Origin of the sequence: Clostridium tyrobutyricum (genome assembly GCF_019144085.1) — a bacterium.
In the GTDB taxonomy this organism is placed as follows: domain Bacteria; phylum Bacillota; class Clostridia; order Clostridiales; family Clostridiaceae; genus Clostridium_B; species Clostridium_B tyrobutyricum_A.
In genome coordinates this window covers 158842-183086 of the sequence record NZ_JAHHUY010000001.1, presented here as the reverse complement: position 1 = coordinate 183086, position 24245 = coordinate 158842, and the positions used below count along the sequence as shown (strand labels likewise).

Annotated in this window: 18 protein-coding genes; 11 read left to right on the top strand and 7 right to left on the bottom strand. The window is 33.5% G+C overall.

What is annotated here, in order from left to right:
* Positions 1-233: 233 nt before the first annotated feature.
* On the bottom strand, positions 234-1631 hold the full coding sequence (locus KM800_RS00845; protein ID WP_017752259.1) for a sodium:solute symporter family protein: 1398 nt from the start codon (positions 1629-1631) through the stop codon (positions 234-236).
* 818 nt (positions 1632-2449) lie between these two features.
* Between KM800_RS00845 and KM800_RS00840 the strand changes: the two genes are divergently transcribed.
* The 6 genes from KM800_RS00840 (at position 2450) to KM800_RS00815 (ending at position 8739) form a co-directional block, all read left to right on the top strand.
* Complete coding sequence (locus tag KM800_RS00840) at positions 2450-4015, top strand: ABC transporter substrate-binding protein (RefSeq protein ID WP_217811358.1); 1566 nt, start codon at positions 2450-2452, stop codon at positions 4013-4015.
* Between the two features lie 86 nt (positions 4016-4101).
* On the top strand, positions 4102-5106 hold the full coding sequence (locus KM800_RS00835; protein ID WP_017752257.1) for an ABC transporter permease: 1005 nt from the start codon (positions 4102-4104) through the stop codon (positions 5104-5106).
* A 15-nt stretch (positions 5107-5121) separates the two neighbouring features.
* Positions 5122-6009 (top strand): ABC transporter permease, encoded by an 888-nt coding sequence (locus KM800_RS00830; RefSeq protein ID WP_017752256.1) that lies wholly within the window; start codon positions 5122-5124, stop codon positions 6007-6009.
* 12 nt (positions 6010-6021) lie between these two features.
* On the top strand, positions 6022-6981 hold the full coding sequence (locus KM800_RS00825; protein WP_017752255.1) for an ABC transporter ATP-binding protein: 960 nt from the start codon (positions 6022-6024) through the stop codon (positions 6979-6981).
* Complete coding sequence (locus tag KM800_RS00820; RefSeq protein WP_017752254.1) at positions 6981-7733, top strand: ABC transporter ATP-binding protein; 753 nt, start codon at positions 6981-6983, stop codon at positions 7731-7733. The genes KM800_RS00825 and KM800_RS00820 overlap by 1 nt, the downstream gene beginning before the upstream one ends.
* A 31-nt stretch (positions 7734-7764) precedes the next feature.
* Positions 7765-8739 carry a dipeptidase gene (locus KM800_RS00815; protein ID WP_217811357.1) on the top strand — a complete coding sequence of 325 codons (975 nt, stop codon included), beginning with the start codon at positions 7765-7767 and terminating at the stop codon, positions 8737-8739.
* A gap of 344 nt (positions 8740-9083) precedes the next feature.
* Here the strand turns inward: KM800_RS00815 and KM800_RS00810 are convergent, their stop codons facing one another.
* From KM800_RS00810 to KM800_RS00800, 3 genes are all read right to left on the bottom strand, one after another.
* Entirely contained in the window at positions 9084-10493 is a 1410-nt protein-coding gene (locus KM800_RS00810) for an MDR family MFS transporter (RefSeq protein ID WP_017752251.1), read from the bottom strand.
* Positions 10494-10569: 76 nt separating this feature from the next.
* Positions 10570-11136, bottom strand: a complete 567-nt coding sequence (locus KM800_RS00805) for a TetR/AcrR family transcriptional regulator (RefSeq protein ID WP_017895840.1) — start codon at positions 11134-11136, stop codon at positions 10570-10572.
* Between the two features lie 143 nt (positions 11137-11279).
* Positions 11280-12185 carry a helix-turn-helix domain-containing protein gene (locus tag KM800_RS00800; protein ID WP_195604357.1) on the bottom strand — a complete coding sequence of 302 codons (906 nt, stop codon included), beginning with the start codon at positions 12183-12185 and terminating at the stop codon, positions 11280-11282.
* 355 nt (positions 12186-12540) lie between these two features.
* Here KM800_RS00800 and KM800_RS00795 point away from each other — a divergent pair, with 355 nt between their 5' ends.
* The gene (locus KM800_RS00795; RefSeq protein ID WP_217811356.1) at positions 12541-15165 is read left to right on the top strand and encodes a cation-translocating P-type ATPase; all 2625 of its coding nucleotides are present in this window, start codon (positions 12541-12543) and stop codon (positions 15163-15165) included.
* Positions 15166-15243: 78 nt separating this feature from the next.
* Here KM800_RS00795 and KM800_RS00790 read toward each other — a convergent pair whose 3' ends face one another.
* Positions 15244-15783: a helix-turn-helix domain-containing protein gene (locus KM800_RS00790; RefSeq protein WP_017752957.1), complete on the bottom strand. Its 540-nt coding sequence runs from the start codon at positions 15781-15783 to the stop codon at positions 15244-15246.
* A gap of 217 nt (positions 15784-16000) precedes the next feature.
* Between KM800_RS00790 and KM800_RS00785 the strand changes: the two genes are divergently transcribed.
* The gene (locus KM800_RS00785; protein WP_017895843.1) at positions 16001-16774 is read left to right on the top strand and encodes a glycyl-radical enzyme activating protein; all 774 of its coding nucleotides are present in this window, start codon (positions 16001-16003) and stop codon (positions 16772-16774) included.
* Between the two features lie 38 nt (positions 16775-16812).
* Positions 16813-19215: a trans-4-hydroxy-L-proline dehydratase gene (gene hypD / locus KM800_RS00780; RefSeq protein WP_217811355.1), complete on the top strand. Its 2403-nt coding sequence runs from the start codon at positions 16813-16815 to the stop codon at positions 19213-19215.
* Positions 19216-19266: 51 nt separating this feature from the next.
* Here the strand turns inward: hypD and KM800_RS00775 are convergent, their stop codons facing one another.
* Positions 19267-21000, bottom strand: coding sequence for a ferredoxin hydrogenase (locus tag KM800_RS00775; protein ID WP_017895845.1), 1734 nt, complete (start codon positions 20998-21000; stop codon positions 19267-19269).
* Between the two features lie 691 nt (positions 21001-21691).
* On the opposite strand from KM800_RS00775, the gene KM800_RS00770 reads away from it, so the two are divergent.
* Entirely contained in the window at positions 21692-23065 is a 1374-nt protein-coding gene (locus tag KM800_RS00770; RefSeq protein ID WP_217811354.1) for a zinc ribbon domain-containing protein, read from the top strand.
* 26 nt (positions 23066-23091) lie between these two features.
* A complete protein-coding gene (locus KM800_RS00765; RefSeq protein WP_039652863.1) occupies positions 23092-23964 on the top strand; it encodes a zinc ribbon domain-containing protein in 873 nt (290 codons plus the stop codon).
* Between the two features lie 36 nt (positions 23965-24000).
* Here KM800_RS00765 and KM800_RS00760 read toward each other — a convergent pair whose 3' ends face one another.
* Positions 24001-24165, bottom strand: a complete 165-nt coding sequence (locus KM800_RS00760) for a YvrJ family protein (protein WP_017752951.1) — start codon at positions 24163-24165, stop codon at positions 24001-24003.
* Positions 24166-24245: the final 80 nt, after the last annotated feature.

Sequence of the window (24245 nt, the reverse complement as noted above, 5' to 3'; positions counted from 1 at the left end):
TACATCTCATGTTAAGGTTCAACCACAGTAAAAAAGCCATTCTCTAAATTCATTATAACCCCTAAGCCATTGAAAATAAAACTATCTCATAAAAATTTTCCAACCACCTTGTATTATCTCACTTTAGAATTAAGAAAGATTACAAATATACTTATATCAATGTCTTATAGCATATTTAAAAGTAATTGAGGTTGGAAAAATTATTTATCTATATTATTAAAATTCAACTATATCTATTTCTGTGAAATATGCAATGGTATTAAAGGATGGCCTAAGGCCTTTTCTATTTCAAAAACAATAATAAAAGTAATAACACTTACAACTGATCCCACAATAACAGCCATAATTCCAAAAGGTTCATTGAGATATTGCCACCAGAATCCAGCAATACTTCCAAGAATTATAGACAGTATACCAGCATGCTTTGTAACATTTTTCCATGTCAAACCAAAGATGAATGCTGCAAAAGGACCAGCTGACCTCATGGTGAAGGCAAATACAAGCATAGGTATAATCTGTTTGCTGAAGAGGGATATACAGATAGCTATAATACCAAAAACAAGAACGGCGGTTTTGCTGTAATGCATTAAATGTTCATCACTAACTTTAGGATTTATGTAGTGCTGATATATATCTTTTACAAAAACAGTTGATGCTCCCAAAAGATCTCCTGAACCAGAAGATAATGTAGCTGATATAACTGCAGCCATTACCAATCCTGCAATTAGATGAGGTATAAGATTGGTAGATACAGTTGCTATAGCGTTATTTGGGTTGATATGTGGGAAAACTGCCAGTGCTACAAGTCCTAGTATAGCGGGAATAAAAGAATATAATGCCATAAGAATTCCGCATAACATAGAACCTTTAACTGCAGTTTTTTCATCTTTTGCTGCAAAGAGACGTTGTACACATTCCTGACCTGTTGAGAAAGTCATGAAATACATTATTATCAATCCAATAATTGTCTTCCACCCTACTTTGGTAAAACCAAGCTGTCCTTGAGGTAATGCACCAACTACATGGTTCCAGCCTCCAGCGTTATGAATGGCAAATGGAACGGCAATAGTAAATCCAGCCAGTAGAACTATAGCATGGACAATATCAGTCAACGTTACACTCCACATACCACCTATCATAGTATAAAAAACAAGAACTATTCCTGATAAAAGTATTCCCCAATTTGTAGACAAACCAGTTAACACACTTATTATTGTAGCGGATGCAGTAATCTGTACACCTGCCAGGGCTATATTTGCACTTAATGATAGTATTAAAGTAATAATATGACTTGAATTTCCAAATCTTCTTTCAATTATTTCAGGCATTGTTGTTGCCATTGACCTTCTTAACATGGGGGCAATGAATGAAACAAGAATGACTCCGATACCAGCAGCTGTTACATACCAACCTGCAGAAAGCCCCCAACTTCCATAGGCTTTTGCGGCTACTCCTACTGTACTTCCTCCACCTACTTCGGTGGCAGCTAGAGTTCCAGCTGTTAGAAGAACTCCAATATTACGACCTGCAAGCAGGTAATCCGAGCTGTTCTTGATCTTTTTTCCACTATAGAAACCTATAGCTAAATTAATTAACATGTACACAACTAAAATTATCCAGATAGTTACCATTAACAATACCTCCTAATTATTTGATATATTTTATATTCAGCTTTACATATATTAAAGTTCAATTACGAACATTAAATTTAATATTGTAAAATTGAAACCTGCTTATAAAAAGCAATTCCATAGAGAATAATAATAAAATGTTATAATAATTATTTGTTATTATAACATGATTTGGTTGATAATCAATGAAATAATTAATAATACATCAATAAATAATAGATATAAATAATATTTTATTAAATATAATAACATTATTTTAACAATATGCAAAACAAGATATTCTATATAATTATCATGTTAGTATTGTAAATAGTGTTTTAATTTTATTGAAGCAGTATAGAGAATAACCGAATTATATAGCTAATACAAATTAATATAATTTGCTTATAGTAAGCTTAAGGTATTTTATGTAATATTATAAAAGTTTATTAAAGCAAAAAAAATTCGGAATATATAATAAAATAAATTAAATATTTTTGTAAAAATCATAATAAAAAATAAATTATACAGAACTTAAAAAAAATGTTGAAAAAACTTGTTTGATAATATAATATTTAATCATAATAAAATTAATAAAAAATACACACATATATGATAAAAAAATAAAAAATACATGAATATATTTATTAAATTAATAAAAAACAACTATTTAAGATAACAAGTATTAAAAGAATACTCAAAAAACACATTATGGAAAAATATATGATGATGTATTTCAAAAAAATATTCAGAAAATAACAATAAATGACATGCATATATTACAACATTTCAATATATTGTAAATTAAAATATTAAGTAAAGAGGGGGACAATATTAAAATGTATAAAAAATTTTGTGCAATTTTTTTAGGAATTTGTTTATCAATGATGGCAGTTGGATGTGGCAATGCAAGTAATGTAAATAGTTCCAGTTCATCAGACAAGAGTAAATTGACAGTAGCTATCAATGGTGATATGGGAACTTTGGATCCAGGAGGTACAATGGATAATATGGCTGTAAAAATTACTTATCCTGCATATGAAAGATTGGTAAAATTTGATGGCGGATCTACAAATATAAAACCTTCACTTGCTAGTAAATGGGAGAAAAGCGGTGATGGACTTACATGGACTTTTCATCTGGATAAGGGTCACAAATTTGTAGATGGTACAGAAGTTACTTCTGAGGCTGTTAGATTTTCTTTTCAAAGAATACTGGATATTAAAAAGGGACCCTATGATACTTATAAGATTATAAAGAGTATTAATACACCGGATAAATATACAGTGCAATTTGTTTTAAGTGGGGAATTTCCACAATTTTTATCTACACTTGCTACAAACTATGGAAGTATAATAAATCCTAAAGTTATGAGCCATGAAAAAGATGGTGATAAAGCTCAGAACTATTTAGCCAATCATACTGATGGAAGTGGTCCTTATCAGCTTGCAGAATGGAAAAAAGGTGCTTATTTGAAACTAACATTGAATCCTAATTATTCTAAAAAACCGTCTCTTAAGGAAGTATATTTCAAATTGGTTTCAGATCCGTCAGCTGCAAGACTTGAACTTGAAAAGGGAGATTCAGATATAGCAGAGGGAATAGACTTGGATCAAATAGAGAAGCTTAAGAGCAATTCCAATATCTCCATTGTGAAAAAACCTAGCCTTTTGGTTGATTATGTTTATATAAATTGCACCAAAGCTAATCCTGCACTTAAGAATCCAAAAGTTAGACAGGCAATAAACTATGGAATTGATTATAATTCCATAATCGATAAAGTAATGCATGGATATGCAACCCCACTTGCAAGTCCTGTACCAAAGGGACTATGGGGATACAATGAATCCGCATTTAAGTATACGAGAAATGTAGCGAAAGCAAAGGCGCTTTTAAAAGAAGCGGGTGTAAATAATCTACAGCTAACTTTATTGTATTCTGATAGATTCCCTAATTGGGAACAGGAAGCTTTAGTTGTACAGGGTAATTTAAAGGATATTGGTGTGAAAGTAAATTTAAGTAAAGTAGCATATGCAACTATGAGGGATATGCTTGATTCTGGAAAATTTGATCTGGCAATGGGAGTATGGAGCCCTGACTATGCAGACCCATATATGTTTATGAATTACTGGTTTGATTCAAATAACCAGGGGCTTGCAGGAAATAGAGCTTTCTATGTTAATCCTCAAGTAGATAGTTTAGTCAGAAAAGCCGGTTCAATAACTGATCAGACTCAACGTGAAAATTTATACAAACAGGCACAAAAGATAGTTATAGAGGATGCTCCATATATATATCTGTATCAGAAGGATTTCATGCTTCCTATAAATAAGGACATAAAAGGATTTGTGTATAATCCAATGTTGGAAGGTGTATATAATTTAGATGAAATGAGTAAACAGTAACTTAATTGACTTATCTTCCCTCTGGGAGGATAAGTTGTTAAATATTTGAATGGATTCCATTCGGCATATAGGAGGAAATAGAGTATATGAAAAAAATTATAATAAGAAGACTCTTAATGATGATATTAGTTATTTTCGGAGTTACATTAATAGTATTTCTTTTATCTCACATAATTCCAGGGGATCCTGCTAGAATGATGGTTGGACAAAGAGCATCCAATGAAACACTTATAAATGTGAGAAAACAGCTTGGATTGGATAAACCTGTATTAGTTCAGTATTTAATATATATGAAAAATCTTTTATCCGGTGATCTGGGTACATCTATAAGAACGCAGCAGCCGGTCGTATCAGATTTGGCCGCTTATTTTCCAGCTACTTTGGAATTGGTTTTATATGCATTCCTAATAGCACTTGTAGTTGGAATCCCTTTGGGAGTATTAACCAGCCTCAAACAAAATACAGTAACAGATTATTTAGGAAGGATTTTTTGCATAGGAGGTGTTTCTATACCAGCATTTTGGGGGGGAATCATTCTCATACTGATATTTTATTCGAAATTAAATTTATTACCTTCTTCAGGAAGATTGGCTTTGGGTATGACATTTAATACGAAAATTACTGGACTTATAACCATAGATAGTTTGCTTACAGGAAACTTAGGAGTATTCAAGGATAGTTTAAGGCATATTATACTGCCGGCCTTAGTGTTATCCTATGCTCAGCTTGCAACAATTACCAGGCAGGTAAGGTCCAGTATGATTGAGGTATTAAACCAGGAATATATAAAAACAGCAAGAGCAAATGGAATTAAAGAAAAATTTCTAATTGTATCTTATGCACTTAGAAATGCCCTGGTACCTACTATAACAGTTGTTGGACTTTCTCTTGGAGGGCTTTTAGGAGGAGCTGTAGTAACGGAAACTGTTTTTAACTGGCCTGGAATGGGAAAATATGTGGTTGATTCGATTTCATTTTTAGATTTTCCATCTATAATGGGATTTACTGTTGTAATTGTAATTGGATATATGGTGATAAATCTAATAGTAGATATTCTCTATATGATCCTAAATCCACAAATTAGAGGTTAGGAGGTGTATGAATTTATGAAATTAGAATTGGAATCAGGTAATGTAATAGAAGAAAAACATATGAAGAAAAATAAAAGTTTGCTCTTATATAAGATAAGAAAAAACCCAATGACTATATTAGGACTTTCTATAATAGTAATAATGGCACTTTTAGCTATTTTTGCACCATATATAAGTTCATATAATCCCACTGAAATGAACGTATTGGACAGATTTCAAGAACCGAGTTTAAAACATTTGTTTGGAACAGATGAAGTTGGGAGGGATATTTTAACACGAGTCATTTATGGAACACGGATATCACTTACAACTGGAATAAGTGTGGTTGTAATGGCTGGTGTTATAGGAGTGTTTATTGGATCTGTTTGTGGATATTTTGGCGGATATGTAGACCAGGTAGTTATGAGGATAATGGATATGATTTTAGCATTCCCTACACTGATATTGGCAATGGTTCTAGCTGCAACATTAGGTGCAAGTTTATTTAATGTTATGTTGGCTATAGCTATTGTAAAAATCCCAGTATATGTCCGTCTGTCCAGAGGTGAAGCATTAGTTGTAAAGAACAATCTATACGTAAAGGCTGCCAGGACTTTTGGATTATCAAATTTATATGTCATATTCAGGCATATTATCCCAAATGTTATAACTCCAATAATTATTCAGCTTACTTTGGATCTAGGAGATACTATTTTGCTTGTTGCTACTCTTGGGTTTTTGGGACTTGGTGCAAAACCGCCAACTCCTGAGTGGGGCACAATGATAAGTACAGGATTCAAGTATATGCTTGAGCAATGGTGGTATCCTACATTTCCTGGAATTGCAGTATTTTTGGCTTCCACAGGATTCAATTTAATAGGTGATGGTTTGAGGGATATACTTGATCCTAAATCTTCAAGATAGGAGTGAAATGTTTTGTTGCTAAATGTAGAAAATTTATCCATATCTTTTGATACGTTTGAGGGAAAAGTTAATGTACTTGATAATGTGTCCTTTTCTATAGACAATGGTGAGATATTATCCATAGTAGGGGAATCGGGATCAGGAAAATCTGTATCAGCATATTCAATACTTGGAATTCTTGATGAAAATTCAAATGTGGAAAGTGGAAAGATACTGTTTGAAGATACTGATCTCTTGAAATTAAATAAAAAAGAAATACGTGAATATAGAGGTAAAAAAATTGGAATGGTTTTTCAAGAACCTATGACGGCACTGCATCCTACAATGAAGGTTGGAAAACAACTTTTAAATGTAATAATTCAAAACTCAGGGGTATCCAAAGAAAAAGCACATGAAATAATGATAAATAATTTGAAAGATGTTCACTTTGATAATCCTGATGAAATAGCCAATAAATATCCTTATGAACTTTCTGGAGGAATGAGACAAAGAATAGTTATTTCCCTTGCCATGTCAAATGAGCCCAAACTTCTTATTGCAGATGAACCTACGACAGCTCTTGACGTTACTATTCAAGCTGAAATATTAAATCTGATGAAGGAACTTGTAAGCAAGCGTAATACGGCAATTTTATTGATAACACATGATTTTAGTGTTGTAAGATCTGTAAGTGATAAAGTCTGTGTCATGTATGGAGGTAAAATTTTGGAGCAGGGAAATACTGATGAAGTACTTAAGAATCCAAAGAATCCTTACACAGCTGCACTTTTAAATGCACTTCCAGATAAAGTTGATTCGAATATGAGACTTCAGGAGATAAAAGGAGAAGTTCCGGATCTTAGATTTAGGCCTAAGGGTTGTATATTTTATTCAAGGTGTATGAAGAAAGGAAAGATATGCAGCCAGAAGGTTCCAACTAAAAAGAAAATTTCTAGTGATCATTTTGTTTATTGCTGGGAGGTTGAAAAATAATGGAGAGTATATTGGAAATCAAACAATTGAAAAAAGTGTTTGGAAAATTTACTGCACTTAAAGGTGTGTCTTTTAACCTTTATAAAGGTGAAACTTTTGGACTGGTTGGAGAATCGGGGTCAGGTAAATCTACAATTGCCAATATAATAGTAGGAATACATTCTCCTTCATCTGGAAATGTAGCCTTTAAGGACAGGGAATTGTGGAAGAAAAATAAATATGATTGTGGGAAATTTGGGAACATACAAATTGTATTTCAGGATCCTCGTTCTTCTTTAGACCCTAGAATGACAATAAGGAAGATTATATTGGAGCCTCTTTTAACATTTCCCAAAAAAGTCAGAGATGAAAAAGGTTCAAAAGAAAATCTTGTTAAACTTATAAAAAGTGTTGGGCTGCAGGAACAACATTTAGACAGATATCCACATGAGTTTTCAGGAGGTCAGAGACAGAGAATAGCAGTTGCAAGGGCAATAATTACTGATCCTGAAGTGTTGATTTTGGACGAACCAACTTCTGCTCTCGATGTATCTGTTCAAGCACAAATCCTGAATCTTTTAAAAGATATTCAAAAGGAAAGGAATATGACTTATTTATTTATTTCACATAATATGGCTGTAGTTAGATATATAAGTAATAGAGTCGGGGTCTTATATAAAGGTGAATTTGTCGAAATGGGAGATTCAAGTGAAGTATTTAATGCACCTAAACATAATTACACAAAAAAATTAATTTCAAGTATATTGGATTAATAATGATCATTTATATGGAGGTAGATATAGAATGAAAGTTTTTGATGCACATTCTGATATATTTACAGATGTTACTGTAAGAAGATTAGAAGGCGAAAAGAATATTATGAAAAATTATCATATGGATCAGCTGAAAGAAGGACATGTATCAGCTTCAATCTTGGGTATATGGATTGAACCTCTATATTTTGATAAAGATTGCACATGGAGAATGTTGGAAATTATGGGGGCTGTTTCAGAAGAAATAAGGGATATGTCTGACTATGCTGGAGTTGTATATAAATATGAGGATTTAATTGAATTAAATAAGAAAGATAAGCTTGCAATAATAATTGGTTTAGAAGGTATAGACGGTTTTAAAAATGATGTAAGCCTAATAGATACTCTATATAGATTTGGAGCAAGGCATGCAATGCTTACGTGGAATAGGGAAAATGCATTTGCTACAGGAGTGGGGAGTCAACATAAAGATAGAGGGCTTACAAAATTGGGAGTAGAAGTTGTAAATAGGATGGAAAAGCTGGGAATGATAATTGATGTTTCCCATGCAAATGAAAAAACATTTTGGGATGTATATGAAAATACAACTAAACCTTTTATAGCGTCACATTCCAATGTATATAATTTATGCAGTTCACCTAGAAATTTAAGAGATGATCAGATTAAGGCTGTAGGGGAAAGAGATGGTGTTATAGGGGTTAATTCATGGGGAGATTTTATTGATAAAGAAAGTCCATCTGCCGAGAAGTTGGCAAATCACATAGATTATATAGCAAACTTGATTGGAATAGACCATGTAGGTTTTGGATTCGATTTTGGAGATTATCTAGATCCAAAAACCCTCTCATCATTTCAAAATGAAAAATATATAGGGACTCCAGGGATTGAATATGCTTCTAAAATACCTAACTTATTAAACATTTTAAGTAAAAGAGGATATAGTAAAGAGGATCTGGAAAAAATATCTTATAAAAATATGGAACGTATAGTTAAGAATATTTTATAAACTTACTAAAATAATTGGAAGCATAAATTTATATTATGCTTCCAAATTTGTAGTGCATATGATTCAGTTCTGTACCTAATAGCCAGATTTTACTATCTTTTTCAATATTCGATTCAAAGTTTCAATTATTTCCCGGAAAATAGCAGTGAAATATTATGTAAAGACAGGCAATACAAAGAAACTTGCAGGTGAAAGGGGAATAAACATAAGTGATAAAGGATACCAGTGCAGAGGCTAATTTGGCATTCTGCACAGAGGAATGCTGAATGCCGATGCTCTAAAGAAAGTTAATATATATGTCATGGATAATAAATGTGACGTCTTAAAATTAGAAAATCATAACTCTAACTATCTTTTTTAGTATTGTATTTCAGAGTTAATGATATTATGAATCCAATTATGAATATAATGCCTGCAAATTTGAGGGAATAATTAAACCCGTGGAATGCTGCATCTATTTTATTAGGGGAGACTGCCAAATATTTGTTTTCATAAGACGACATGATTCCCAAAAATATGGCAGAACCCAAACAGCCGGCTATTTGCATAAGGGTGTTTATGATTGCAATTCCATCTGCCCTGAATTTGCCTGGCAGTTGGTTAAGCGCGGTTGTCTGTGTATTTGATGCAGCCATGGATGTTCCTACACATATTAAGCAGTATAAAATAATTGCTGCCAAAATAGAATTTGATTTTGTGATAGTGGATAGTATAAAAATTGAAATACATGCCAGTAAAACTCCACAGGGAATTATTATTTTTCCGCCGATATTGTCATATAATTTTCCGGATACAGGCGATAAAAATGAATATAGAAGGGTTGCAGGAAGTAGAATAATTCCGGTTATCAAAGTTGATGCTTTAAATCCATTTTCAAAAACCATAGGTAACACTATATTCATTGAGAACTGCAGCATTTGAACAATTACTATCAATATTACACTTCTTGTAAATACAGGGTGCTTAAATGATTTTATTTGCAGCATAGGCTGTTCCAATGATGATTGCCTTCTGCAGAAAAGTGCCGTCGATATTATACCGATTATAAATATTGCTAAAATAACAGCTATATTTGTATTGGATATGGAACTTATGGAGTATATAATACATCCAATGCCTATAGCTGACAATAAAACGGACAGATAATCTATCTTTGGTTTGGTTATTGTATTTACATTTTCCAGGAATATATTACCTAAAATCAGGCATAACACTAAAACTGGGATTAAAATTAAAAACAGTATATGCCATGAAAAATATTGCAATAATATGCCTGAAAAAGTAGGGCCGAATGCAGGTCCCAATGATATTACGCATACACATGCACCCATTACCGCACCACGTTTTTCCGGAGGGTTTATTATAAGGGCCGTATTCATCAAAATTGGTATCAACATGCTTGTACCAAGTGCTTGTATAATTCTAGATATGAGCAGTAGGGGGAATGACGCAGAGAAAAATGCACATACAGTTCCAATCAGGAACAATGTGATGGCTGCCATAAATAATTTTTTGGTTGTATAAGTATTCATGAGGAATGCTGTAACAGGCATTAAAATTGCAATTACAAGTACATAGCCGGTAGTAAGCCATTGTACTGTTGTAGCACCTACATTCATTTCCATCATCAATTTTGGAAACGCTATGTTTAATATGGTTTCATTAAAAAGTGCTATAAAACTTCCAAGAAGAAGTGTAAACATTATAATTTTTGTATTGTATTTTTTGGTTTGTATATAATTTCCTTGCTGCATGATATATATTGTACTCCTTTCAATATTTAGACCAGTCTGTATATAAGAATTAAAAATCAATAGCAGGGATATTAATTTAGGACAACAAAATATCCATACTATTGCTGATTGTGGAAAGTGGGGCAGTATCGTTTCTTGTAACACAAATGGTGATAGCTCCTTCAATCATTATTTCGATAGTCATACCTAATTCTTCAGCTCTTTGTTCTGGAAAACCACTTTCAATTAATTTGTCAGTGTATACATTGCTTAAAGCTGTAAATGCGTCTTTACAAGCTTTCCTTAAACGTTCATTTGAGGAATAGGTTTCTAAAGCTATCAGGCTTATAGAAATATCCTGAAGCTTATTTTCTTGTTTCAAGTCGTTTATTATATTGTTTATCAAATATTTTATGGCTTTAACGGGATCAGTATGTTTACTTAGAGTATTTTTTACCTTTTTTACTATGGACGTGCTAGCCAGCTGAATTGCCTCTAAAGCCAATTGTTCTTTCCCTTCGGGAAAGTAATAATAGAGTGAACCTTTGGGTGATTTGCTTTCTTTTAAGATTTCATTTAACCCGGTGCCATTGAAGCCGTTGGCTTGAAAAAATTTAGTGGCAGCATTAAGTATTTTTTCCCTTGAGTTATTTTTGGAATTCATAGTTTGTATCCTTTCAATAAAATAATATTATAATAACTGGTCTATATAATAGAATATTATAAATTAGATTTTATGTCAATACAAATATGGTATGATGAATTTTAAAGCACCATATGTTTTTGAAATCCTTTGGTTTGTTTATATTATTGACTGAAGTCCATCCTCCACTTATGAAGCATATCCAGTGCTTTTTCATTTTCGCCGAATTGCAGATAAACCTGTGCAAAATTTATATATTCTATGTGAAGTCCCAATACGTTGCCGCATTCGGGAGAGAACAGTTTTTTGTTGCTTATACAGAGATTTAAGTATCTTTCTATTATATTAATATCTTTTTCACAGTGCAAATAGGAATTTGCCAGTACCATACAAATATTACTGTTTTCAAAAATGTTTTTCCATAGTTCTCCTTGTAGGATTTTTCTAGCCTTTTTTATATTATTTTTCTTTATATATACAATTGAAAGCATGAGATTTATATTTAATTTATTATTGTGAATTTTGTTTAAAGCGTCTATAGCTTTATCATATTGGCCAATTGAAGAATACAGGCTGCTCAGTTGATACAGTGATTTTTCAACCAAGTTAATCTTACTGCAGTTGTTTACTGTATCTTCAAATAATTTTATAGAATAGTCTATCATTTCCCTGACTCTACCATTATCATCTATTTTCCAACAATATAGATAGAACAACCTTCCTATTTCAGACTTCAAATAATAACTTGATCTGTATTGCTCTATATATTCCCTGCTTTTTTCTATTGCGCTTGAAATGTCTTTACCTGTAAATAGTGATTCACATTCTTTGGATATTTCTATAACTTTATCATCTGACAGCTCAGTATTATAGGATAAAAGTTCATCTATTGAAATATTAAAAAATGATGCAAGTACAGGAAGAAGGGTTATATCCGGATATGAACTTCCACTTTCCCATTTTGATACAGCTGCAGTGGATACTCCGATAAAATTGCCTAACTCATCCTGGGTAAGGCCTTTTTTCTTTCTTAGTTTAAATATTACTTCACCTATTTTTAATTTATCCATTTGCTATACACCACTTTATACAAAATTTATAGAAATCTATAGATTTTATTATATAGTATTATTAGCAATGTACCAATGGAGCTGAAGTTAATTATTATACATAAAAATTAACCGATAGTTAATTTCTATATAAATAAATATTGACAAACAGTATAAAATACTATATTATATTGTCATATAAAACATGTGATATATTAAAAGGGAGTAATTACAAATATAATGTCAACATTACGATTAGTTTTCTAATCTGGCATTGTATACCAATTGATTGGTTATAAGACTTTTAATATAATTTCAGATTCTGTCTGGAATTATATTGAAGGTCTTTATTTATTTTTATAAGGTGGTGGTTGTATTGAAAAAGTTTTATGGAAAATCCATTCCGGAAGTACTGGATATTTTAAAAGTTTCTTCAAAGGGCTTAAATGATTCTGAAGTGGAAAAGAGGCAGCAGCAATATGGATACAACGAATTATGTGAAGGACATAAAAAGAGTATATTCCAAATTTTCATGGAGCAGTTCAAGGATCTACTCATAGTTATACTGATAGTAGCTGCTACAGTGTCCATATTTACAGGTAATTTTGAAAGTGCCATGGTTATATTTGCAGTTATAATCCTCAATTCAATTTTAGGTACGGTTCAGCAGGTGAAAGCTGAAAAATCCTTGAAGAGTTTAAAGGCACTTTCTACACCTACTGCAAAAGTACTGCGAAATGGAATTCAGGTGGAAATATCATCAAGGGAAGTTGTTGTAGGTGATATTCTATATCTTGAAGCTGGTGACTATATAAGCGCCGATGGCAGAATTATAGAAAATTACAGCATTCAGGTAAATGAAAGTTCTCTTACAGGTGAGTCGGAAAATGTATCAAAAACCCAGGACATAATAGAAGGTGACAATGCAGCTATAGGGGACAGAAAGAACATGCTCTTCTCAGGAAGTCTTGTAACATACGGCAGGGCAGTTATAGTTGTAACCGGTACAGGCATGAAAACAGAACTTGGAAAGGTAGCTTCACTTTTAAAAAATACTGAAGAGAAGAAAACACCTCTTCAAGTGAATCTGGATAACTTCAGCAAAAAACTCTCAATTTTAATATTGATAATATGTGTTCTGATTTTCATTCTGGATGTATTTAGAGGATATCCGGTTATGGATTCCATAATGTTCTCAATAGCACTTGCGGTAGCGGCTATTCCAGAGGCCCTAAGTTCCATTGTTACAATAGTACTGGCACTTGGTACTCAAAAGATGGCCAGGGAAAATGCAATTGTGAAAAAGCTTAAAGCCGTTGAGGGACTTGGAAGTGTATCTGTAATATGTTCAGATAAAACCGGGACTCTTACGCAGAACAAGATGACTGTAAAAAAACTCTATACAGACAATAAAGTATTGAATTCCACAGAGTTGAATCTAGAAAATGAAGTAGAAAAACAAGCTGTGCTTATGGGAATATTGTGTAATGATGCATCTACTACGTATGGAGAAAAGATAGGGGATCCAACTGAGATTGCCCTGGTGGATCTTGGCGAAATTTACAATATGGATGAACTGTCACTTAGAAAAGAATATTCTAGAATAGGTGAAATTCCTTTTGATTCAGAAAGAAAAATCATGAGTACTGTCCACAGAGTAAAGGACAGGACGTTGATGGTAACAAAAGGGGCACCTGATGTACTCATAGACAGAATTTCAAAGATACAGACTTCCAGTGGAATCATGGATATAACAGAAGAGGGCAAGAGTAGAATAGAAAGGGCAAATGAAGATTTTTCAAAAACTGGATTGAGGGTACTGGCTGTAACATATAAGGAAATAGATATTGACAAAACCGAGTTGGATTTAAATCAGGAAAATGATCTGGTATTTGTGGCACTGACAGCTATGATGGACCCTCCGAGAGAAGAATCTGCCAGGGCTATTTCAAGCTGTATAAAAGCGGGAATAAGGACAGTGATGATAACTGGTGACCATAAAATTACAGCTTCTGCAATTGCAAGGGAAATAGGAATTTTAAAAGACAAAGATGAAGCTGTTGAAGGATATGAACTTGATAATTTAAGCGATGAGGAGCTTAAGGAAAAAGTGGACAAAGTATCTGTCTACGCAAGAGTATCTCCGGAACACAAGATAAGAATAGTAAAAGCATGGCAGGAAAAGGACAATATAGTTGCCATGACCGGAGACGGTGTAAATGATGCTCCTGCCCTAAAACAGGCAGATATAGGAATAGCAATGGGAATAACGGGTACGGAAGTTTCCAAGGATGCAGCTTCAATGGTGCTTATGGATGATAATTTTGCAACTATAGTAAAATCTATTTGCAGCGGAAGAAATATATACAACAACATAAAGAACTCCATTAAATTTCTACTATCTGGGAATACGGCAGGAATAATGGCGGTACTTTATACTTCACTGGCTGCATTGCCTATACCATTTACTCCAGCTCATCTCTTGTTTATAAACCTTGTTACAGATAGTCTTCCAGCAATTGCACTTGGATTGGAATCTTACAAGGACAATGTAATGAAGGAAAAGCCTAGAAATATAAATACACCTATTTTGACAAAGGCTTTTGGAAAGGGAATACTGATTGAAGGTCTTATAATCGCTGCATTTACCATACTCGCTTTTTACACTGGATTGAAAACGGGAGATCACATGCTGGCAAGTACCATGGCATTTTCAACACTGTGCCTGTCCAGATTGTTTCATGGATTTAACTGCAGATCCAGAGAGTCCATATTTAAAATTGGATTGTTCTCAAATAAATATGTATGGTTTGCTTTTGGATTGGGAGTCGCACTTTTAAGTATGGTATTGTTCCTACCTCCACTGAAGGCTGTATTTGAAATCAGTAATCTGAATTTGAAGCAGGTTGGAACTATAGTGTTGTTCTCTTTTATGACATTTGTATTGATACAGATTTCAAAACTTATGGGTGGGGTCAGACCCCATGGCAAAAACTTATAGGGGGTCAGGCCCCGTGGTAAAAAAGTAAATTAAAAAAGCAGAGTGAAGAAATTTCATCTGCTTTTTCAATACAAAAAATCAGATATTTTTGGGATAATGAACAGTAATAAATTTTACCACTTTATTAGTTCTATTGTCCCAGTTGTGTTTTTGGGTGGATAGATAATGGGCGGAATCACCGGGATACATCTTTAATATTTTATCATCAATTATCAATGTTAGTATTCCCTCTAAAACATAGACGAACTCCTCTCCATTATGGGCATAGACCTCTGGATATTGATGGTCTTCTTTTGGTAAAAGTTCAACTAGTTCAGGGGAAATCATTTTATCCTCAGGATAACGACTTAGACTTTTATATATGGTTTTATTTAATTGGTGGATGGAGGACTGTTCATAACTTCTTATGACCAGTTCTTTTTCTTCATCGTCAAAAAAATAATTGATCTTCACATTAAGTACACGGGAAATATTGTACAGATGTTCTACTGCAATTGTTGTTATACCGCGTTCAAATTGCGAAAGAAATCCAGTAGACAATCCGGTTTTCTCAGACATGTCTTTCAGTGTTAAACCTCTTTTATTGCGCAATTCTTTAACTTTTTCTCCTATATTCATGGAATATAACCATTCCTTTCACAATTTCAAGTAAGAAATAACTAATTTACATAATCTTTTAAATACAAAAAGTATAGTGGATTCTCAAAAACTTTTCAAGTAATAAAGCCTTTTTCTATTAATACATAAATTCATTAATATGAAAAATAATATTGAAATTTTCATTATTATGAATTATAATCAAAAGTAAAAATAAGAGGGGGCGGTTTCAATCAACATGCCTTATATATTCAACATTCAAAAATTTTCTGTTCATGACGGGCCGGGTGTACGCACTACAATTTTTTTTAAGGGCTGCCCGTTAAAGTGCATGTGGTGTCATAATCCAGAAAGCCAAAGGTATCAGCCTGAATTGATGAAAAACAAGGATGGAAAAGAAGAAGTGATAGGCAGGCAATATACTGTAAAGGAGCTTGTAAAGATAGTTCAGGCAGATCAGATATTTTATGATCAATCCGGCGGCGGCGTAACTTTATCCGGAGGAGAAGTTATGACCCAGGATATGGATTATATTGAAGAGTTGGTAAAAGAACTTAATAGATTAGGGGTATCCGTAGTCATTGATACCTGTGGTGTAGTTCCATCTCATAATTATGAACGAATATTACCTTATACTGATCTTTTTCTATATGACTTAAAGTTAATCAATTCTGAAATGCATGAAAAATATACGGGAACATCCAATAATCTTGTGTTGGAAAATCTTAAGTTGATAAGCAGTCATGGAGGAAAAATCAATTTGCGTCTTATTCTAATTAATGATGTCAATGTTGATGATGAAGCAATTTGTGGAATTGCATCCTGGCTCAGAGAACAGAATATTTCCATTGAAAGTATTAATCTTCTGCCATACCACGATTTTGGCAGGGACAAGTATAGTAGCTTGAACAGGGAATGTACTCAAAACTTTGAAAAACCAGATGATGAACGTATAGAGGAAATCAAGGGATACTTCGAAAAAGTCGGGTATACTGTAAAAATTGGCGGTTAGTGTTTGCTCATTGTAATTATTTTTAAGGGGGTAATAAAATGGCAGAATCAGTATTAAAAGAAGTAAAAAGAGGTTCAACAGAACGTATAAGGAGATTAAGAGAAATTAGTACTAAAAAAAGTAAGCCCAGTATTTCCATGGAGAGGGCAGTTTTATTAACAGAAGCTTACAAAAAGTATGAAGGAAAATTTTCAACTCCAGTTCTTCGTGGATTAGCTTTTAAGTACATTATGGAAAATCGTACACTTTACATTGAAAAAGGCGCTATCATATTAGGAGAAAAAGGACACAAGCCGTGGGCTGCACCAACTTTCCCGGAATTATGCTGTCATACTATGGAAGATTTTAATAATATGAACAACAGGGAAAAGGTCTTTTTTAAAGTTTCTGAAGAGGACATGAGAATTCAGAAAGAAGTAATTATTCCTTACTGGAAGGATCGTGCGCTGATGACACGGATGAACAGATTATTGCCGGATGAATGGCACAAGCTGTTTGATGCAGGGCTGTATACTGAATTTTTGATGCAGCGTGGTCCAGGGCATACTGTAGCTGACGGCAAGATATACCGTAAAGGGTATGCTGATTTTATTGATGATATTCAATATGAAATTGACCATTTGGATTACAACAATGATGTACTTGCACTTAATAAAAAGGAAGAATTGGAAGGTATGAAGCTGGTTTGCGAAGGCATGATTATCTTTGGACAGCGTTATGCAGCCAAGGCACGTGCACTGGCATCCATTGAAGAGAATTCACAATGGAAACAGGAATTATTGGATCTGGCTGAAGTCTGCGATGCAGTACCAGAACATGCACCAGAAACCTTCCGTCAGGCAGTACAGATGTACTGGTTTACCCATATAGGAGTTACTAGTGAAATGAATAACTGGGATGCTTATTCTCCAGGTAAATTTGATCAGCATCTTGAACCTTTCTATGAGAAAGATATCGAAGAAGGCCGTCTGACTCGTGAAGGAGTTCGTGAAATTTTAGAAAATCTATGGATACAGTTTAACAATCAACCTGCACCCCCAAAGGTTGGGATAACTTTAAAGGAAAGTGCAACATATACCGATTTCTGCAACATCAATACAGGGGCACTGCGTGCTGATGGAACAACAGGTGTAAATGAAGTCAGCTACTTGATTCTGGAAGTAATGGATGATATGAAATTGCTGCAGCCTAGTTCAAATGTGCAGATATCCCGCAAAACTCCAGAAAAATTTCTACGTGAGGCAGTGAAAATCTCACGGAAAGGGTGGGGACAGCCAGCTTTCTACAATTCCGAAGCTATTATTCAGGAATTGTTGTTTCTTGGTAAATCCATTGATGATGCCAGAGAAAGCGGAATTGCCAGCGGATGTGTAGAAACCGGCACAGCTGGGAAGGAGGCTTATGTGCTGACTGGATATTTGAATATACCGAAAATATTTGAATTGGTGTTGAATCGTGGATTCGACAGCTATACAAAAAAACAGGTTGGATTGGATCTTGGAGATCCACGTGAATTCAAGTCCTATGATGAAGTTTATGAAGCGTTTTACAGGCAGCTGGAATATATAGTAAACGTAAAAATCGCAGGAAACAATTTGATTGAACGCATGTATATGGAGTATATGCCAGTTCCATTGTTATCCGTCATAACCGATGATTGCATTAAATCCGGTATTGACTATAATGCTGGTGGAGCTCGCTATAATACAAGCTATGTTCAATGTGTAGGCATAGCAACTATTACTGACTCACTTGTCTCCATAAAGAAAAATGTATTTGAAGATAGGAAATTTTCTATGGATGAGTTATTAAAAGCTTGTAAATCTGACTTTGAAGGTTATGATGAAATATTTGAAACAGTCTATAACAATACTACAAAGTATGGAAACGACGATGATTATGCAGATGATATATTAAGAGATGTTTCCAATTCTCTGCAGGATGCTATTGCAGGAAGAACCACACCAAAGGGATCCAGGACTGTAGTTGAATTCCTTCCAACAACTTGTCATGTATATTTTGGTCAGGTAATGGAAGCTAGTCCCAATGGCCGCCATGCCGGTATTCCACTTCCAGATGGTATTTCTCCTGAAAAAGGTGCAGACAGAAATGGCCCTACAGCCGTAATTAAGTCTGCTTCCAAAATTGATCAGCTGAAGACTGGAGGAGCATTGTTGAATCAAAAGTTTACACCGGCAGTTGTTCAGGGCGAAGACGGAGTATCCAACCTGGCTGTTTTGATCCGTTCATATTTTGCTATGGATGGTCATCATATACAATTTAATGTTGTCGACCGAAAAACCTTGCTTGATGCTCAAAAGCATCCCGAGGAATATGATAATTTGATAGTAAGGGTTGCTGGATACAGTGATTACTTCAACAATCTGGATAGAGCCCTGCAGGATGAAATCATCAACCGTACGGAACAGGGTTTTGCTTAAAGGGTCAGACCCCATGGAAAATTTATACATGGGGTCTGACCCCATATTACCTTAAACCAATGATTTTTTTGCTGCATAGTTATGATGAAGCAGCTTATGGGCAAGACCTTGACCTGGGTTTCCAAAGTAACTGCCATACATGTTTAATATTGCAGGGTTTTCATGGGACTTTCTTCTTGGAAGGTTTTTATCCTGATTATACAGAACAGAAGCCCTCAGGACTTTGTAGTCTACAAGCTCCCTGTCCATAGCATTTATATGTGGCTGGCCTCCTCCATTTATACATCCCCCGGGACATGCCATGACTTCTATAAAGTGGTACTGTTTCTCTTTCATTTTATCAGATTTCATGAATTTGAATAAATTTGCAGCACCATTTATTACCGCAACATTATATGATTTTCCTGAAAGTTCAACTGTGGCTTCTTTTATTCCATTGAATCCTCTTACTTCAGTATAGTCTATATTTTTAAGTTCCTTATTTTCTGAAAAATCCTTTGCAGTTCTCAAAGCAGCTTCCATAACACCGCCGGTTGTACCGAATATTGCTCCCGCACCACTGTATTCACCCATGGCAGGATCAGCTTTTCCATCTTCCAGAGAGGTGAATTTGATTTTTGCATCCTTTATCATTTTAGCAAGTTCCCGGGTAGTTATTACGGCATCTATGCAGCGCATTCCGTTGACTTCCATTTCGGGAAGATCGGCCTCATATTTTTTATCATTGCAGGGCATTACGGTAACAGTGTATACGTCTTTCGCTTCTATCCCCGATATAGCAGGATAATAGGTTTTAGTGGCAGTACCGAATATCTGCTGTGGTGATTTTGCAGATGAAAGATTTTTAAGTAATTCAGGATAATAATTTTGAGCTTGTCTTACCCAGGCTGGACAGCAGGATGTAAACATTGGAAAAGGACCGCCATTTTTTATTCTCTCCAAAAGTTCAGTAGCTTCTTCCATTATAGTCATGTCTGCTCCGAAGTTTATATCAAATATTTTATCGAAATTCAGCATTCTTAAGGCAGTATAGAGTTTACCTGTTACATCTTTTCCAAATCCCATTTTGAATAGCTCACCAATGGCAGTTCTAATGGAAGGTGCCATAGCTACAATTACGTGTTTTTTAGGGTCTGCAAGTGCTTTTTTTACTCTGTCTATATGAGGTTTTTCAGTTAAAGCTGCAACGGGACAAGCAATTACGCATTGACCGCACAGCAGACAATTTGACTTGTCAAAACACAGGTCGTTTTCAATTCCAACTGCTCTTTTGCCATCTTTTTTTATAAACTTCATTACAGAGGTACCGGAATGAGTTTTGCATGCTGCAACACATCTGCCGCATAATACGCATTTGGTTCTGTCAAGCATTATTGCAGTGCTTCTTGTGTCTATATATTCAGATTTGTCTTTTGGTAAAAATGGTTTTGAAGCTCTTGCTTTGGTTTGGATAACAAGCTTCAAAAATTCACAATTTTCTCTTCTTGGGCATGGCCCACATTTGAATTCATGAGAATCAAGAAGTTTTGACATTCTCTTTTTAATTCTTTCTTTTACAGTATCTGATTTGGTGTTAATTATCATGCCTTCTTTGACTTTGGCAGTACATGCCGTTATTGTTCTGCCATTTGCCTCTACAAGACATATACCGCACTTGCCAAAATTATAACAATCTTTCAGATAACAAAGTGTAGGTATATATACATCGTTATCCCTTGCTACCTGAAGTATAGTGGCGTTTTCTTCAGCTTCTATTTGCTTACCATCTAAAACAACTGTAATCATTTAAATACTCCTTTTAAATAATCAAATTAAGTTCAAATTTTAATATAAATATAAAATAATGATTGCTGTAAAGTATATATATATAATAGTACAAAATAGCAATATTATCAATAGTACAATATTATAATATGAATTATATAACCATTTGTGTTATATAACACAAATTAATTATAGATATAACAGACTAATTTTCATCTATAATTCAATATGGATAATGACTTTTTTCTAATAAAAACTTCTTGAAATATAATTTTTAGATAAGAGATGTTATATATATAACAAAGAATTACCCATTTGTTTAAATATTAAACAAGCTACGTTATAATATAAATTCATATATTGAATTGTTTGATATGAATAAATAATTCAATATTACTGTTTAAATATGATTATTTTAAAGAGGAGATTATATTTTATGATATTACTTTCGAGAGAAATTTACCGGTGATATAGGACAGGTGATTTTAGGAAATTTCAAGGCTTTAGTTTCCTTTCAGGAACGTTTTATTTAACACTCCTTGGTGAATCTAGGTTAGTATATTTCTATCCAATTTTTGATTTCATTAAATCTATTATAAACCTGAGCATATTGAACATAAAGGAATTTGATGTATTTTGTAGAATATATTATAAATAAAGTATGAATTTTATATAAATATTTTAAGAATATTACAATGATTGGAGTGATAATATGAATTACTGCACAAAATGTGGCAGCAAATTGGAAGAAGGTGAAACCACATGCCATAATTGTGGATATAATTTTGCCTCAAAACAATATGAAAATTTGAAGGATGAAGAGGTAGAGGATGAAGAACTGGATGAGGAACCTGGTTTACCTAAGTTGTCAAAGAGAAAAAAGATTGGCATATTGTCGGCTGTAATAGCAATAATTGTAGTTGTGTGTTTTATTTTCATGGGCAGATCGCTTGCAGGCCCGTCTAAAATAGCAGACCGGTTTCAAGCTGATATTGCCTCCGGGAACAAATCCGATCTGAGCAAGATACTTTACTCTAATGACAATAGATTGAAAATAGACGAAAGTGGAAGTTCAACTTTGATATCATATTTTAAAGACAACCCATCCTATTTGAACAAAGTAGTAGACAATATGAACACTCAGATTTCCAATACCAATTTGATAAAAAAGGCAAGTGCTGCTTCAAAAAATAATTTCAGTCTGGTAATTGCCGGAAGGACAATGCTCTTTTTCCCAAAATACAAGGTAAATGTTAGACCTACTTTTATACAGATAAATACAGGTATAAAAAATGTTGAACTGTCCCTTGATGGAAACAAAATTGGAAAAAGTGATACAGATAATTTCACAAAGGAATTTGGACCTTTCATGCCTGGGAAATATAAATTATATGCAAATTATAAAGGCAATTATACATCATTGAATAAAGCTTATGATATAGATCTTGTAGATTCGGAAAATGACAGGGTAAACGTAGATGTATTTAAAGACCTGAAATATATTCAGATAAATGGGCAATATCCAAATGCTGAAATTTTTGTGAACAACAAGAATTCAAAAGTGAGAATAAGCGATGCAGGAAATTTTGGCCCTGTAAATCCAGGTACGAAAATATATGCAATAGCTGATGAGGGTGGCAAGAAATTAAAAAGTGATGAGTATATGGTGACCTCGGGAGATAGTGATGTAGAGCTTAATTTTAGTGACGCGGAGGAAAATTTAAGTAATGTACAATCACAGATAGGTAACCTCATGAGCATGTATACCACTTCTTTTTGCCAGGCTATAAATTCAGGAGATTTTTCAAATACAGCACCGTATCTTTATCCTGGAAGTAATTTGTATAATGCACAGGTAAAATATGTTTCAGATACTTACAATAAGGGAGTAAATGAAGAGATAGTGTCGTGCAGCGTAATTTCCTATAATTTATCAGACGACAATAAATCAGGAACTGTAACTACAGCGGAAGTTTATAGGATAATCTCAAAAGACGGGGATAGTTCCATAAAGAGTTTCAAATATACTTATGGTTTCAAATACAACGATGATATGGGAATGTATCAACTTACAAGTATATCATAAGAAATTTTATTCTGGAGGTAATAAATATGGCTTACTGTTCTAAATGTGGACAAAAACTTGAAGAAGGGGATGCTTATTGCCCAAACTGTGGAACAAGGATGGAGAATATTGACACAAATGCTGAGCATAAAAACAGACCAAATATAAATATGGATTTGCAAGTTCTAGCAAAAATTTTTATAAATATGTTTGTAAAGCCAGTTACAACTGCAAAGAATTTTATAAATAGTGGTAGAAAAAATACGACCATTATTTTGACGGTGTTTACTGTAGTGGTAAATGGGCTGCTTGGAATGTGGAAAGTAAATCAGATTGTATCAAATATAAATGATGTAGCAATAAAATTTATAAATAAAATAGTTGCCATGTCAAAAATTATTGACCCTGGTTTAGGTGATTCATTAAGTAATAGTGACATGAATGAGATAACTGCAGGACTGGGACAGATAAAAGCAATTATAAAAATACCTTATGGACAAGTGTTTGTTCAAAATTGTGTACTTATTTTAATTTCAATAGTAGTTATTTTTATAATACTTTGTGTGTCAAATGCAATATTATCCAAAAATAAACCTGAAGTTTTTAAATTTTATAAAACAGCACTTATAGTTGCAATGCCTGTTGTCTACTTTAAATTTTTATCAATTATTTTTTCATATGCATCAGTTTATTTGGGAATTATACTTGCATTGCTTGGACTTATAATCTCACTCGTATGCTTTACTATGAGTGTAAATGAATCATTGAAAATTTCTCAAAACCATGTTGTATTTGTAGTTTCATTTACAGTTTTAATTGTAATTATTGTACAGATAGCATGTCTTCAAAAATTCATACCATCTTTTATAGCAAGTATAGTAGAATCCATTATGTATAACATAAAAGCTTTGAATTTATAAATTTAATTAAGAGATAAGTGGAGAAATAGAAAATAGCTATTTCTCCCTTTGGTATTTTATAAGGTTAGATATATCTTCTTCAAGTTTTTGTACATTATTGATCAATGAATCAAGTTTTGTACCTACACTTATAAGAAGATATACGCTAACTGCTATAGGGAACCCCAAGGCACTGATTAAATTAACCAGTTGGTCATACATTCATATCACCTTCCCTTTGGCATTATACTTAGTATATATGCAATTATAAAAAAATAAGCAGCCAACCAGCTGCTATAAAA

Coding starts and splice junctions, on each gene's coding strand:
- KM800_RS00840 (WP_217811358.1), top strand. CDS start 2,450: ATGTATAAAAAATTTTGTGCAATTTTTTTAGGAATTTGTTTATCAATG.
- KM800_RS00770 (WP_217811354.1), top strand. CDS start 21,692: ATGAATTACTGCACAAAATGTGGCAGCAAATTGGAAGAAGGTGAAACC.
- KM800_RS00765 (WP_039652863.1), top strand. CDS start 23,092: ATGGCTTACTGTTCTAAATGTGGACAAAAACTTGAAGAAGGGGATGCT.
- hypD (WP_217811355.1), top strand. CDS start 16,813: ATGGCAGAATCAGTATTAAAAGAAGTAAAAAGAGGTTCAACAGAACGT.
- KM800_RS00810 (WP_017752251.1), bottom strand. CDS start 10,493: ATGCAGCAAGGAAATTATATACAAACCAAAAAATACAATACAAAAATT.
- KM800_RS00785 (WP_017895843.1), top strand. CDS start 16,001: ATGCCTTATATATTCAACATTCAAAAATTTTCTGTTCATGACGGGCCG.
- KM800_RS00835 (WP_017752257.1), top strand. CDS start 4,102: ATGAAAAAAATTATAATAAGAAGACTCTTAATGATGATATTAGTTATT.
- KM800_RS00820 (WP_017752254.1), top strand. CDS start 6,981: ATGGAGAGTATATTGGAAATCAAACAATTGAAAAAAGTGTTTGGAAAA.
- KM800_RS00800 (WP_195604357.1), bottom strand. CDS start 12,185: ATGGATAAATTAAAAATAGGTGAAGTAATATTTAAACTAAGAAAGAAA.
- KM800_RS00760 (WP_017752951.1), bottom strand. CDS start 24,165: ATGTATGACCAACTGGTTAATTTAATCAGTGCCTTGGGGTTCCCTATA.
- KM800_RS00775 (WP_017895845.1), bottom strand. CDS start 21,000: ATGATTACAGTTGTTTTAGATGGTAAGCAAATAGAAGCTGAAGAAAAC.
- KM800_RS00815 (WP_217811357.1), top strand. CDS start 7,765: ATGAAAGTTTTTGATGCACATTCTGATATATTTACAGATGTTACTGTA.
- KM800_RS00845 (WP_017752259.1), bottom strand. CDS start 1,631: ATGGTAACTATCTGGATAATTTTAGTTGTGTACATGTTAATTAATTTA.
- KM800_RS00805 (WP_017895840.1), bottom strand. CDS start 11,136: ATGAATTCCAAAAATAACTCAAGGGAAAAAATACTTAATGCTGCCACT.
- KM800_RS00790 (WP_017752957.1), bottom strand. CDS start 15,783: ATGAATATAGGAGAAAAAGTTAAAGAATTGCGCAATAAAAGAGGTTTA.
- KM800_RS00830 (WP_017752256.1), top strand. CDS start 5,122: ATGAAATTAGAATTGGAATCAGGTAATGTAATAGAAGAAAAACATATG.